Source organism: Sodalinema gerasimenkoae IPPAS B-353, assembly GCF_009846485.1.
GTDB classification, from domain to species: Bacteria; Cyanobacteriota; Cyanobacteriia; order Cyanobacteriales; family Geitlerinemataceae; genus Sodalinema; species Sodalinema gerasimenkoae.
Window position 1 is genome coordinate 3,326,658 of the sequence record NZ_ML776472.1, and the last position, 12,769, is coordinate 3,339,426.

The following is a 12,769-nucleotide window of genomic DNA, read 5'->3' on the forward strand; positions in this document are numbered from 1 at the left end:
CTGTTAAAGCTGTGGTAGCTTGACCGGCGAGTCAAGGCCTGCTGCTCAACTGAAGGAGCTATCGGATTAATGGATTACATCGAAAAGGTATTGGATAAGGTTCGAGAATGGACTCGCAAACTCATAGATGCAGTCCTCGGACCCGAAGCGCAACCCGAACCCGAGGCAATTCCGATTCCGGTTAACGATCGCCGGGTTCGTCGTTAGTCTCTTGGTAACGCTGTCCAGCCAAGACCCCTCGTTTCAGATTCTCGTCCTCCATGGCCCGAATCTGAACTTGTTAGGTCAACGGGAACCCAATGTGTATGGCTCGCTCACTCTGACTGAGATCAACAAACGCATAGAAGCACAGGCACGGACTTTACAGGTTAAAGTTTCGTGCTTTCAGTCGAATCATGAAGGGGCGTTAGTCGATGCCATTCAGGAGGCCTGGGGACAATATCAGGGGTTGCTGATTAACCCTGCGGCCTACACTCATACCAGCGTCGCGATGCGGGATGCGATCGCCGCTGTCAAACTGCCCACGGTGGAAGTTCACCTCAGCAATATCCACCAACGGGAGGCCTTTCGTCACCACTCCTACATCGCCCCCATTGCCCTGGGGCAGATTAGTGGTTTCGGCTATTATAGCTATATTTTGGGACTCCAGGCCCTCGTCGAACACCTGCGAGAGAGCAAAACCCCATCCCCCTCAACCTGAAACCGTACTGTGATGGCCTTAATGGTTCTACCCCGATTTGAGAGCTTTCGCGGTGCGATTTTGGGTGCTGAATTAGGCTATCTACAACAGCCTTCGGGGCCATCTCTCTGGGAAACCGTCCCGCCGGAACTCTTCCACAGTCTAATTCAGCAGCGAACCCTTCCTGCACAACATTCTCAGTATGCCGAGTTTCCGGTGCAGTTGGGTCTGGCGACGGTTGCTGGCTTGTTCTACCATCAGCGGCTAGAGGCCTTGTCGGAGTTAGCCCCCGAGTTACAGCCGTTGGCTAAGGCCGTGGGATTGGCCGTGGGCGATCGCCTCCTCAGTCAATCCGAGAAAATTACAAACCCTACTCCCGCCCTCAAACAAGCTCTTAAAACCCTCTTGGCGTTTCAGGGAGACGGCTTTAGTGCCAATTGTGACTCAGGAGAGGTTAGAGCGATTTTAAGGGCATTAACGGGGGCGCTACGGACTCGGGCAGGGATTCCAGCTCGGGAGCGGTTGCGATTGTCCGGCGATCGCCTCAATGCCCTCGATAGCCTGGCTTGGGAGATTTGGCAACGCTGGCTAGGGCGACTCGACTGTGACCCCTGGCCCCCTCCCCTGGGGGCGATCGCCGTCACCGGGGAACGTCTCGATTCATAGATAATAGTTGATATGTTTGCTGTTTTATGGGGCTAGGCGATCGTGGATTATATCGAATTTTTTAACTGCATCAACCCAAGTAAAACCCTAGTCATTAGCCAAGAAGACGATAGACAATACTATATTGACTTTACAAGCGTTCGCGGCTATGACAGCATCAGTAAACTTAAGCATCGCATCGCCGTATTACGACGAAAACAGCCAAGTTGTTCCCTATTTACCGGACATATTGGCTGCGGTAAATCGACAGAACTTCATCGATTACAAGCCGAATTAGAAGCCGAAGGATTTTGTGTCGTCAACTTTGAATCCGACGAAGATATCGACACCGCCGATGTGGATATTATTGATGTTCTTTTGACCATTGCCAAGCGCGTCAGTGCCAAACTCGAAGAGATTGCCGTCCCTGAAGCCACGGGGTTGAGGAGACTGATTCAGCGGACTCAGGAGGTCTTAACCACAGAGATTGACGTGAAAGCCTCCCTGGGAACCTTGACCCTGAAGGGAGAATTAGATACCCAAACAAACAGCGTTTCTCTGTCCGCCGGAATTGCCTCCCTGACCGTGAGAGCGAAAAATGACTCACGGATTCGCGAGAAATTAAGCCAATACTTGGGGCCAAAAGTGACCGGCTTACTCTCAACCCTTAACGAGGAGTTAATCCAATCGGGAATCGAGTCCTTGAAAAACCAAGGCTATGCCGGATTAGTGGTGATTGTAGATAACCTTGACCGCATCGATAATCGTCCCAAACCTTCGGGGCGATCGCAACAAGAATATCTCTTCGTCGAACGAGGAGAATTACTCACAAAACTCGCCTGTCACACTGTCTATACAATGCCCCTAGGGTTGCGTTTTTCCAACGAATTTGGCAATCTAACCCAGCGATTTCCAGATAAACCAGAATGTCTCCCCATGGTCTCCATCCGTCATCGCAACGGCGAGGATTGTCCAGAAGGATTAGCGAAACTCAAACAAATGGTCTTGGCCCGGGCCTTTCCCCAGTTGACGGAAGCCGAACGCCTAGAGCGAATTGGCGAGATTTTCGAGACTCCCGCAGTCTTTGACCGCCTGTGTCGCGTGACGGGGGGCCATGTGCGGGATTTGTTACAATTGCTGTCTCAATGGGTCGAAGAAGAGATGCAACTTCCCTTAACTGAGGCTACTCTGGAAGAAGCCATTTGCGATCGCTGTAACGAAATGACATTAGCGATTTCCCCTCGGGAGTGGGAGTTGTTGCGGGAAGTCCGCCAAACCCAGAAAGTACAAGACCAAGTTGGCTATGAGAACCTGATTCGCAGCCGCATGGTCTTTGAGTACCAAGAACGCCGTCAATCCTGGTTTGATGTCAATCCCATACTCCTAGAAGCGGCGGAGATGAACGATTCATAATACTAGAACGTTCTCACTCTGGGGTTGTCTCTCCTGGCTAGATACCATAACCGCATTGGTAGTTATAATCTAACTTGTTAGTGAGTTGGAGGTCGAATTCTTCGATCTCGTTTTCAGGGGTGAATATCATGAAGTCATCTCCAACAAACTTTTGTAAAATATCTGGAAGCTCCTAGAACGGTTAATAGAGGGGTTCATGTAGGGAGCAATTTCCCTTGCTGCTCTAAATTTTTCTAAGCCTCCGCTATGATAACCGGCTCTTTTTAGCACCCGTTCTAAGGCTTCCCACGTTCCGCCTTGGATTGCGTCAGGGTCTCGATATCTAGCTTGATTCGCTAGGTTCGGAGATACTTTTGGATAAGCCTGACAAATTGCATCTACGTCCCCAAAAAACCACGCCTCAAGTTCTTCAATAACAATGCGATTGATAACTTGATAAGCCTTGTCAGGAGGATTGGATGATTTTGTAGTCAATCCGGCTGATTGGGCTATAGTTTCAAGTTGCTGCTTTAACTGTTGACAATCTTCTCTATCTTCATCAATCAAGACAATGATTTTATAGTTTTCAGGCAGCCATGCTGAATAGCCTTTTAAGCGACCAGGCAATTTTCTAATTAAGTCTGTTTTACCTCTAAACGCATGAGTTCTAAATGTTGCTTTATTTCTTAATGTCTTGGGAAGAATATAGCTCAAAGCTTCTTCTAAAGAGGGTTCTTCAAGTAAAAATTCAAGATGTAAAAGAGAATCGCTCATCAACCAAGTTTATAGTTTAATGGTTTTCTTTTAGGGGGTTTCCGGCCTCAAAGAAATCTTCCATCCATAAAGACCCCAGTAATGCGCCATGTTCCATAAATTCTTTAACCCCTTGCATATCAGCAGTTCGTTTTGCTTGCGTAAATCCATTTTGATCTCGATATAAAACCCAGAGTTCTTCTGGCCTTAACCCATCAACAAAAAAGGGAGAGTGGGTTGTCACCATTAGCTGAGTGCGAGTCGAAGCAGCACGGCATTCTTCAGTCAGTTCAGGAAGTAAGCGAGGATGTAAATGATTTTCGGGTTCTTCCACCCCAATCAGTTGAGGTGGGTCTGGGTCATATAAAACGGTTAAGTAAGCCAACATTTTTAATGTTCCATCTGAGGCAAATTTAGCCAAAATGGGCTGATTAAACGGAGCATCTTTTATCTGTAGTAAGAGCCTACCATCTTGCATAATCGAAGCTTCTACTTTCTCAAGTCTCGGGATTCGTCTTGACAAAGTCCTTAAGATGCTATCCAATCTATCAGGATGTTCTTCCTTAAGATATTGTATAACATTTGGTAAATTATCTCCAGTTGGTGAAAGTCGTTCTTGTACCCCGGCTTCTGGGATAGTGCGGGCATGGTCTGCCGTGAGGTAAGAGAGATACCAACCCGTGATAAAGCGACGTAAAGCACTAACACGGGGATGTTTTGCAAATTGCCCTAGGGTATTCACAGCCAAAAGTTCAGGGGATTCTAATTCTTCGGTGATGCGTTCGTCTTCTTCATCAGGCATTTCCCCGCTAATGACGTCTCCTGCACCATTTTTGAAGTCGAGAAAGCGGAAGGGTGCGCCTGTTCGTCCTCGTCGCCAATGTAACCATTCTTTTGCTACGTAGGGACGATTATTTTCTTCATCAATGGAGAGATGATAGGTAATTAGGGGAGATTCAGATGTTTCTCGATATTTGAGTTCGATGACAATACATCCCTCTTGCCCTCTGGTGCGAAGTTCTCGAAATCTACCTCGTTTATCCCAAGCTTTTCTGAGACTTTCCGTAAAGCATTCTGAGAGAAACGCAAAAACATCAAATATTGTCGATTTTCCGCTTCCGTTGGCTCCCAAAAAAGCGGTGAGCGGCGTGATGTTTTTCAGCTCAAGGTCATATCGATTTTCCGCTTCCGTTGGCTCCCAAAAAAGCGGTGAGCGGCGTGATGTTTTTCAGCTCAAGGTCATGTAAAGCACGATAGTTTTGAACTCTGAGATATTCAATTCGAGGAACTGACTGTTGAGACATTTCTATCGAATAAAGCACGATAGTTTTGAACTCTGAGATATTCAATTCGAGGAACTGACTGTTGAGACATTTCTATCGAGTTTAATTATTCTAATTTTTATATGGTGCTATAGATTTCTGTCCAAATCAAGCCCACAAGTCCATATCTTAGCCAAAAACCCTGAACCCCCCTTTAGTATGGGATAAACTAAGATGATAGTCCAAGCTACATCTCATGATTGCAATAGCCAAGATGGATGATGACTGCTGATGTCGCCGCTAAAAATCAAAAGACCTTGCAGCAACTCGCTCAGGCCATGGCCCTGTCGCGGGGTCACTTTAAGCTGATTCTGGTGCGTTGTAACTATGGCCAAGCCTGCGAACGCTGGTCTAAGGAACTGACCCAGATTTGCCAAGACCAGTATCAATTCTCACTCACAGCGGTTCATCTCCCCCCAAATGCACAAAACCTGGCTAAGGCTGTCCAAGCCATCGAGCCATTCTCCCCCGAAGGCGTGCAAATCTTGGGACTCAACCAACTGGCCGACGTACGCCAGTTTCTAGCCAATAGTAACCAAATCCGCGATCGCCTGCGCCGGAATTGTCCCGTCCCCATCGCCATCTGGCTCGATGACAATAGCCTCACCGAGATGCTGAACCTTGCCAACGACCTCCACAGTTGGGCCACCAGTAAACGCTTCTACCCCACCCCAGACGACTTAGAGCAAGAACTGCGCCATCTCCTAGACCTCTTCTTCCAACGTCTTCCCCAAGCCTCCCCAGAACAATGGCTAGGGAGTCAACCCCTCCTCTCCCAGAGCGAACAGCGAGAACTGGACCTGGCTCAAACCGAACTCAACCGCGACCTCTCTCCCAGCCTCCAAGCCGACCTGGCCATCATCCAAAGTCACCAGTATCTCCTCCAGCAAGAGCTATCTCAAGCCGAACAACAGCTCAACCAGGGGGCCAACCTTTGGCAAACCATCACACCCCCAACCCCCAAAAGTCAGAAACGTCTAGGCTGGTTAGCCTTTCAGCAGGCCATCCTCTCCCTCTGGGAGAGTGAACAGCAACAACACTCCCTCGACTATCCAGACCTGCATCCCCTAAAAACCCAGTTCCAAGAGAGTCAGCAGCACTTCCAAGCTGCCACCGAACCAGACCTGGCCCACCTCGTGGCCAACGCCGCCGTGGTGCAACTGGTCAACAGCTTAACCGAAATCACCCATCCCGAAACCTCCTCAGACCCGGCACAGGTCGACCATCTGGCGGCGATGAATGAACAACTGTGCCAACAAGAGAGTTTCCCCTTCCCCAACCTTTGGCTGAAGGCCTTAGAGCAGCTGCATCGCGTTTATTTTCAGGACCGCCAAGACTATCGCCGCGCCTTCTCGATTCAGCAACAGCAATGGCAAGTCCAACGCTACGGCGGTCAGCGAGCCTTTGTGGGAGCCAGTCGCCTGCAAGGGATTCTCTATCAACGCTGTTCCCTGGACAATCTTCCCCCAGAAATCAAAGAATCGGGACGAGAAGAGGATGTCCGGCACTTGCAAGAACGCCTCTCAGGAACCCAGAGCAAGATTCTCGTCATTCACGGACTGTCTGGAGTCGGCAAAAGCTCCCTCCTCAACGCCGGCCTACTTCCCGTCCTGCGTGAAAAGACCTTCAGCGGCGGACGGGAGGGGATTCCCATCCTGCTACGACTCTATCAACCCTGGACTGAGAAACTCGAGGCCGCCATTGACCAAACCAGCCGACGTCATAAAAAGTCCCTGAAGGGGATACCCCAGGGGTCAGCTCAGCAACGAATTGAGGCCAAGTTGCGGGCCTTGGAGGAGCAGCATTGTCAGGTGATTTTAGTCTTTGACCAGTTTGAGGAGTTTTTCTTTGCCAACCCCAACCCCCAAGACCAGGCGGCGTTTTTTGAGTTTATCGGTCAGTTGTGCAGCAATATCCAGCAGTTGGGAGCCTTGAAAGTGGTGTTTTCCCTGCGAACGGATTATGTGGGGTATTTGTTGCTCTGCAATGACTTAGAATCCATGGACTGTATCAATCGGGACATTCTCAGCCGCCAGGTGTTGCACAAGTTAGGGAATCTCTCAGCAGAACGGACTCGTCAGGTATTAGCGAACTTGGCTCCCCATTTAGAGGCAGAGTTGAGAACGCGCCTGGTGGCCGATTTGAGCCAAGAGATGGGAGCCGTCCGTCCCATTGAACTTCAGCTCGTCGGCTTTCAGTTAGAATCTCAGCAGATTCGCGAGATTTCCGCCTATGACGCCTTGGGAGAGCATCCCAAACAGCAGTTAGTGCAAGGATATCTCGATGATATCGTCCGCGCCTGTGGTCCCGAGCAAGAGCGCCTGGCCAATGGGGTTTTGTACCTCCTCACCGATGAACGGCGCACGCGACCTCTACGGTCTTATGAGGAGTTGTGGCAGGAGTTACAGCAGGTTCCCCAGGCTCTCCAGGGTCAAGCGTTGCAGGAGTCTTTAGATTTAGTCTTGGAAATTTTCACCGCCTCGGGGTTAGTGGTGGTGATTCCGGGGGAACCGCAACGCTATCAATTGGTGCATGATTATCTGGCGGAGTTGATTTATGAATCCCGCCAGTCGGAGTTAATCGCCAGTTTGCAGGAGGAACGGCGTCAACGGTTAGTGGCGGAGCGAACCTTAGAGGAGTTGGAACAGCGATTCACTCAGGTTAAGTTGCGGATTAAGCGGACTGCTGTCGTTAGCATAGTAATGTTGGCGATATATGGTTTAGCAATCTGGAAAATACCAACTTACGTACACGGAACTGCTAGATTTGTGGAAGTTGATAGTAACCATGAGAAAGAATCAAAAATCAGCATATCGCCAAGTAGCCATCTGATTACAGACACTGGTAAAACAATATTTTTTCAAGTTTATGACAGTAAAAAAATTACAATCCGACCTATTACCTTAGGAAGACTAATCCATCGCGCCTGTGACTGGTTGCGACCCTACCTCACCTCTAATCCTAACGTCACCGAGGCCGACCAAGCTCTCTGCAACATCCCCCCACCGGAAACTCCCCCCACTGACTAACCCAGCCATCCCCTAAAAAATTTAGTAGATGAAATGAAAATGAACCGAAGATCTGTTGGGATTACGGTAGCGGTCATCACAATTGTTTCCCTACCCATAGCTGCTAGTCGGGTTTATCAAGCGTTAAAAACAGCACGGCTCGTGACCCTATTAGAAAAGAACAGTCACTTAGCTTTAAAACAATTAGAGCAAGAAGATGAGTTAGAAGCACTTCGAACCGCAACCCAAACTGCTCAAGAACTCAAATTCACCACATCCTCCCAACAGCAGTATCCAACAGTTAAACCCATTGCTAGTCTAAATCAGATTTTAGCAGCACTTCATCTTCAGAACCCATTACAATATAAACTAGAGGCCCATTCAGATTCAGTGATTAGAACCGAAGTCAATGGCGAGGGAACACAGGTGGTGACTGCGGCCCGGGATGGAAGCGTCAGGCTATGGGATGTAGCAACTGGAGAACTCCTCCACTCTTTTGAGGGCCATCAGGCTGCCGTCTGGAGTACGGAGTTTAACAACCAGGGAACTCAGGTGGTGACTGCGGCCCGGGATGGAAGCGTCAGGCTATGGGATGTGGCAACTGGAGAACCCCTTCACTCCTTGGAGGGTCATTCAAGTCTAGTTTTTAGTGCCAAGTTTAATGACCAGGGAACCCAGGTAGTGTCCGCCTCGGTAGATAGAACCGTGAAGCTTTGGGATGTTCCCACGGGTCAATTACAGCACTCCTTTGATGACCATAGTCATGTCGTTAAAGCTGTCGCGTTCAAGGATAATGGCACGAAAGTTGTCTCTGTCTCAGCAAGTGGAATTGTCAAGCTTTGGGATTTAACCAAACGAGAGCTAGTCCGGTCTTTCCCGATTGATATTGATGGGACGACAAGTGTAGAGTTTAACGCCGATGGCACTCAGTTAATACTTGCCTCAAACGAGGGTAAGGTGAAATTGTGGGATGTTTTAACAGAAACAAAATCCTATAGCTTTGAGGTTCATTCAGGTTCTGTCTATCAAGCCAAGTTGACTCCTGACGGCACTCAGCTAGCACTTTCTTTAGACAACGGAACCGTCAGCTTATGGGATGTGCCTACAGGACAAGAACGCCAGTCTTTTGAACCCTATTCACGACAAACCAGCACTGTCGCGTTTAATCAAAATCAGGCAACATTAGCCTCTGCCTCATTAGACGGAACGCTAAAAATCTGGAACGTGGACACCCTAGAGGAGTTAATCCATCGCGCCTGTGACGGGTTGCGATCCTACCTCGTCTCTAATCCTAACATCACCGAGGGCGATCGCGCTCTCTGCAACATCCCCCCACCCGAAACTTCCCCCACTGACTAACCCAGCCATCCCTCAGCCAAACCAAATCCCCGACTTCTGTAAATCGCATCTGTCCAGAAACCGGGGATTACACCATTTTTTGAAATCCTTGCCAGACATACATACCGAAGAGGGCGACCACAAGGGTTCGCCCCTACAGACATCTATGGTACGAAGGCATGAAACATGGTATTAAAAACGAACCGTCCGCCTTAACCTTTACAGTTCAAACGCACTTTTCAACTGACTTGTCCAAGCCTGAACCCGCTCTTCCGTCATCTCCGGCTGGTTATCCTCATCGAGGGCCAAGCCAACAAACTTACCATCCCGCACCGCCTTCGACTCCTCAAACTCATAGCCATCCGTCGGCCAATAGCCAACCGTTGCACCCCCTAATTGAGAAATCTTCTCTTCTAACATCCCCATCGCATCCTGGAAATTATCCGCATAGCCAATCTGGTCTCCCACGCCAAAGTAGGCTACTTTTTTACCACTAAAATCCAAAGCATCTAACTCATCATATAAACCCTCCCAATCACTTTGTAACTCACCAATATTCCAAGTCGGACAACCAATAATCAAACAATCATACTCACCCAATTCATCTAAATCTGCCTCAGCCACATCGTGAAGGGTGACAACACTATCTCCCCCCAATGCCGACTGAATCATCTCAGCCGCCGCTTCCGTATTTCCAGTTTGGGTTCCAAAGAAAAGACCAATTTTTGACATAATACTAGAGATTGAATGGCAACAAATTTCAAGACAACAAGTTTTAGGGAAACATCAAAACCCATTTTGTAGGGGCGAACGGCTGTTCGCCCTCACAGTTTGATATCCAAGGCAACACATTAGACCATAGACTCGAACCTCCTAATAACGAATTGATTGTTTTCGACTTAACGCCGAGAAGATACCGGCATATTAGAGAGTTGAACTGTCTCCAAGCGGGTCGTCGAGTTCGGAAACACCGAGCGACAACTCAGACAGTACCAGGTCAGTTCACGGCGACTCACCTGACGCAGTAATTTTCCCGAACAACACGGACAGTTCATAAGTCAAAGGTGTGAGGAGCGATAACAGAGTAGAGAGAGAAGAGAAACGAGAGAAAAGAGAGACGAGATTAGGTTTCCAAGGAATTTAACGCCTTGTCAACCCGACGAAAATCAAACCCCATGGCTCGCAAAGCGTGCCATAAATGTCCTTGCAGGAAGAAGAACGAGAGGAAGAAATGAGCATTGGCTAACCAACAGCGAGCGGTATGCGTGCCGAAGGGTAAGTCAGCGGTATCGGCGAAATAAGGAGTAATTCCAAGTTTGATTTCTAAGGCGGGGCCATAGAACTCCACCGGATAGGCCAAGGTATTCACCGCACAGAAATAGGAGGCGACAAATCCCGCCAAAGCAATCCCGCCCAAGGAGTAGGACAAAATCGCTTCCCCGGAAAAAATCAGCACCTTTTTAGCCCAATTCAGCGGCGGAACTAAGATATGCCAAATTCCACCCCCAATCAGCATCACACCTACATAAACATGGCCACCCACCAGGTCTTCCAAATTATTAACACTGGCGAAATGGGTTTGATAGCCATAAATTACAAAGGGATTCAGGGTGGGTTCGGTGACGACGCGAACCGTCTGACTGGCGGCATCATAGAGTCCACCCCAGTACATGGCTTTCGCCACCAGCAGCAAGGCCCCGGCTCCCAAAAAGAGCAGATGATGTCCCAAAATCAGACCCAACTGTTTGGGGTCATCCCATTCAAAATGGAAGCGTTTGGCACGTCCTGAGGCGGTTTTGAGGTCTTCTGGGGCTTTGAAGGTATGGAACAAGGCCCCGGCTCCTAAGACGGCGGAGGAGATGAGATGAACCGCTCCGACGACGAAGTAGGGATAGGTATCGACAATCTGCCCACCGTCGCCGACACCCCAGCCGAGGGTGGCTAGGTGGGAGAGCAGGATTAACCCTTGTTCTCCCATGGGGAGGGTTGGGTCAAACCGAGAGATTTCAAATAGGGTGAAAGCCCCGGCCCAAAAGGTAATCAGGGCCGCCTGGGCGACATGGGCGGCGATAAATAAGCCCGACATATCGGTAAATCGGGCATTTCCGGCCCACCAGTCATAGGTGACTTTGGGATTATCGTAGGTTTGCATAGGCTCGACTCACAAGTTTGTGGTTTTCAGGGCTTATTGCTAAATCTCGTCAATAAGCGACTGACTCTTAGACTAGAATCTTTCTCAATAAAAATCTATTAACTTTTGTAAATATTTGCGGGTTCTGGGTGGTGATGGGAGTTTGAAACCCTTATTTTATGATGAAAGCAGGCAATTTTCCCATTCTGATTCAGTGAGTAATGGTGGTAATCTCGGCTACTTATTGAGAGTGAGTTTTATTACATGGGGAGAAAAATGGGTCGAACAGGGTCCTAATTCCCGGAGGGCGATCGCAAGGGGTCCTAATTCCCCGAGGGCGACCACAAGGGTACGCCCCTACGTTGTTTCTTTCCCCCGTTCCCTCTTGCTATAACATAAGTGCATTCATTCACGAATAGGCTCCCTATGGTTTTCACCCCTGTGATTCTTGCTGGTGGTAAAGGCGAACGCTTCTGGCCCCTGAGTCGCCTGGAACGCCCCAAACAATTTCTCTGCCTGGATGGGAGCGATCGCAGCCTCTTGCAAGCCACCGCCGATCGCCTACTCCCCCTAGCCAACGGCTGGGAGAATCTCTGGGTGATTACCGCCAGCCATCTGGCCGACGGGGTGCGTCAACAGTTACCGGAACTCCCTGAAGCCAATCTCCTCATCGAACCCGAAGGCCGAGACACCGCCCCCGCCGTCGCTTGGACAACCCTAGAAATCAGCCAACGCCATGGCCCTGACGCAGTTGTGGGCTTTTTCCCCGCCGATCACTGGATTGACCCCCCTGAAGCCTTCCACCATACCCTCCACGCCGCCATTGAGGTGGCCCAACAGCAAGGGGCGATCGTAACCCTAGGGGTTAAACCCACTTATCCCTCCAGCGGCTACGGCTACATCGAACAAGGGGAACCCCAGGGAACCATCAAAGACTTAGCCGCCTTCCAAGTGGCCCGCTTCACCGAAAAACCCGATCGCCCCACCGCCGAAGACTTCTTGGCGAGCGGACGATTTAGCTGGAATAGTGGCATTTTCATCTTCCAAGCTGGGGTAGCCCTAGCTGAACTGAAACAATACGCCCCAGACCTGATGCAACAGCTTCAGCAAGAGGGCGTCAAGGCCTATCCCAACCTCACCAAAATTAGTATCGACTATGCTCTGATGGAGAAAACCCAACGGGCCGCCGTCCTTCCCGTCTCCTTTGGCTGGGACGATCTCGGGGATTGGAACGCCCTCGATCGCCTGCAACCGGAAAACACCAGCCCCGAATCAGGTAACGTCGAACTCGGCCGCCATATCGGGCAAGATAGCCGAAATAGTATTTTTTATAACAGCAACCCGGACGAACTTATTGTCACTATTGGCCTAGAGGATGTGGTCGTGGTTCGCGATGGCAATGCTACCCTCATTGTCAAGAAAGACCGCACTCAGGACATTAAATCAGTTCTAAAAACCTTAAAAGAGGACTCAAATTTACAACAATTCCTCTAACTAACGT

Annotated in this window: 12 protein-coding genes; 7 read left to right on the forward strand and 5 right to left on the reverse strand. The window is 49.4% G+C overall.

The window, feature by feature from the left end; all coding sequences use genetic code 11:
- Positions 1–69 precede the first annotated feature (69 nt).
- From L855_RS21195 to L855_RS14455, 4 genes are read left to right on the forward strand one after another with little or no spacing between them, the layout of a single operon-like run.
- Positions 70–207: a hypothetical protein gene (locus L855_RS21195; RefSeq protein WP_170189993.1), complete on the forward strand. Its 138-nt coding sequence runs from the start codon at positions 70–72 to the stop codon at positions 205–207.
- Positions 208–220: 13 nt separating this feature from the next.
- Complete coding sequence (gene aroQ / locus L855_RS14445) at positions 221–700, forward strand: type II 3-dehydroquinate dehydratase (protein ID WP_425500608.1); 480 nt, start codon at positions 221–223, stop codon at positions 698–700.
- 12 nt (positions 701–712) lie between these two features.
- On the forward strand, positions 713–1,345 hold the full coding sequence (locus L855_RS14450; protein ID WP_219729922.1) for a hypothetical protein: 633 nt from the start codon (positions 713–715) through the stop codon (positions 1,343–1,345).
- A 42-nt stretch (positions 1,346–1,387) separates the two neighbouring features.
- Positions 1,388–2,737, forward strand: coding sequence for an ATP-binding protein (locus L855_RS14455; RefSeq protein WP_246198882.1), 1,350 nt, complete (start codon positions 1,388–1,390; stop codon positions 2,735–2,737).
- Between the two features lie 126 nt (positions 2,738–2,863).
- On the opposite strand, the gene L855_RS14460 is transcribed toward L855_RS14455, so the two are convergent.
- Together L855_RS14460 and L855_RS14465 are read right to left on the reverse strand one after the other, a co-directional pair.
- The gene (locus L855_RS14460) at positions 2,864–3,490 is read right to left on the reverse strand and encodes a DUF4276 family protein (protein WP_159789156.1); all 627 of its coding nucleotides are present in this window, start codon (positions 3,488–3,490) and stop codon (positions 2,864–2,866) included.
- Positions 3,491–3,506: 16 nt separating this feature from the next.
- Positions 3,507–4,601: an AAA family ATPase gene (locus L855_RS14465; RefSeq protein WP_246198884.1), complete on the reverse strand. Its 1,095-nt coding sequence runs from the start codon at positions 4,599–4,601 to the stop codon at positions 3,507–3,509.
- A 408-nt stretch (positions 4,602–5,009) separates the two neighbouring features.
- On the opposite strand from L855_RS14465, the gene L855_RS14470 reads away from it, so the two are divergent.
- Together L855_RS14470 and L855_RS14475 are read left to right on the forward strand one after the other, a co-directional pair.
- A complete protein-coding gene (locus L855_RS14470; protein ID WP_159789158.1) occupies positions 5,010–7,820 on the forward strand; it encodes an nSTAND1 domain-containing NTPase in 2,811 nt (936 codons plus the stop codon).
- Between the two features lie 39 nt (positions 7,821–7,859).
- A complete protein-coding gene (locus L855_RS14475; protein ID WP_159789161.1) occupies positions 7,860–9,158 on the forward strand; it encodes a WD40 repeat domain-containing protein in 1,299 nt (432 codons plus the stop codon).
- A gap of 198 nt (positions 9,159–9,356) precedes the next feature.
- On the opposite strand, the gene fldA is transcribed toward L855_RS14475, so the two are convergent.
- From fldA to L855_RS14485, 3 genes are all read right to left on the reverse strand, one after another.
- Positions 9,357–9,869, reverse strand: a complete 513-nt coding sequence (gene fldA, locus L855_RS14480; protein ID WP_159789163.1) for a flavodoxin FldA — start codon at positions 9,867–9,869, stop codon at positions 9,357–9,359.
- Between the two features lie 167 nt (positions 9,870–10,036).
- The gene (locus tag L855_RS21200) at positions 10,037–10,192 is read right to left on the reverse strand and encodes a hypothetical protein (RefSeq protein WP_192925033.1); all 156 of its coding nucleotides are present in this window, start codon (positions 10,190–10,192) and stop codon (positions 10,037–10,039) included.
- 68 nt (positions 10,193–10,260) lie between these two features.
- Positions 10,261–11,289, reverse strand: a complete 1,029-nt coding sequence (locus tag L855_RS14485) for a chlorophyll a/b binding light-harvesting protein (RefSeq protein WP_159789165.1) — start codon at positions 11,287–11,289, stop codon at positions 10,261–10,263.
- Positions 11,290–11,694: 405 nt separating this feature from the next.
- Here L855_RS14485 and L855_RS14490 point away from each other — a divergent pair, with 405 nt between their 5' ends.
- Positions 11,695–12,762: a mannose-1-phosphate guanylyltransferase gene (locus tag L855_RS14490; protein WP_159789167.1), complete on the forward strand. Its 1,068-nt coding sequence runs from the start codon at positions 11,695–11,697 to the stop codon at positions 12,760–12,762.
- Positions 12,763–12,769 lie beyond the last annotated feature (7 nt).

Excerpts from the sequence above, each read along its gene's own strand:
- L855_RS21195 (WP_170189993.1), top strand. The coding sequence starts at position 70 with ATGGATTACATCGAAAAGGTATTGGATAAGGTTCGAGAATGGACTCGC.
- L855_RS14450 (WP_219729922.1), top strand. The coding sequence starts at position 713 with ATGGCCTTAATGGTTCTACCCCGATTTGAGAGCTTTCGCGGTGCGATT.
- L855_RS14460 (WP_159789156.1), bottom strand. The coding sequence starts at position 3,490 with ATGAGCGATTCTCTTTTACATCTTGAATTTTTACTTGAAGAACCCTCT.
- L855_RS14470 (WP_159789158.1), top strand. The coding sequence starts at position 5,010 with ATGATGACTGCTGATGTCGCCGCTAAAAATCAAAAGACCTTGCAGCAA.
- L855_RS14475 (WP_159789161.1), top strand. The coding sequence starts at position 7,860 with ATGAACCGAAGATCTGTTGGGATTACGGTAGCGGTCATCACAATTGTT.
- fldA (WP_159789163.1), bottom strand. The coding sequence starts at position 9,869 with ATGTCAAAAATTGGTCTTTTCTTTGGAACCCAAACTGGAAATACGGAA.
- L855_RS21200 (WP_192925033.1), bottom strand. The coding sequence starts at position 10,192 with ATGAACTGTCCGTGTTGTTCGGGAAAATTACTGCGTCAGGTGAGTCGC.
- L855_RS14485 (WP_159789165.1), bottom strand. The coding sequence starts at position 11,289 with ATGCAAACCTACGATAATCCCAAAGTCACCTATGACTGGTGGGCCGGA.
- L855_RS14490 (WP_159789167.1), top strand. The coding sequence starts at position 11,695 with ATGGTTTTCACCCCTGTGATTCTTGCTGGTGGTAAAGGCGAACGCTTC.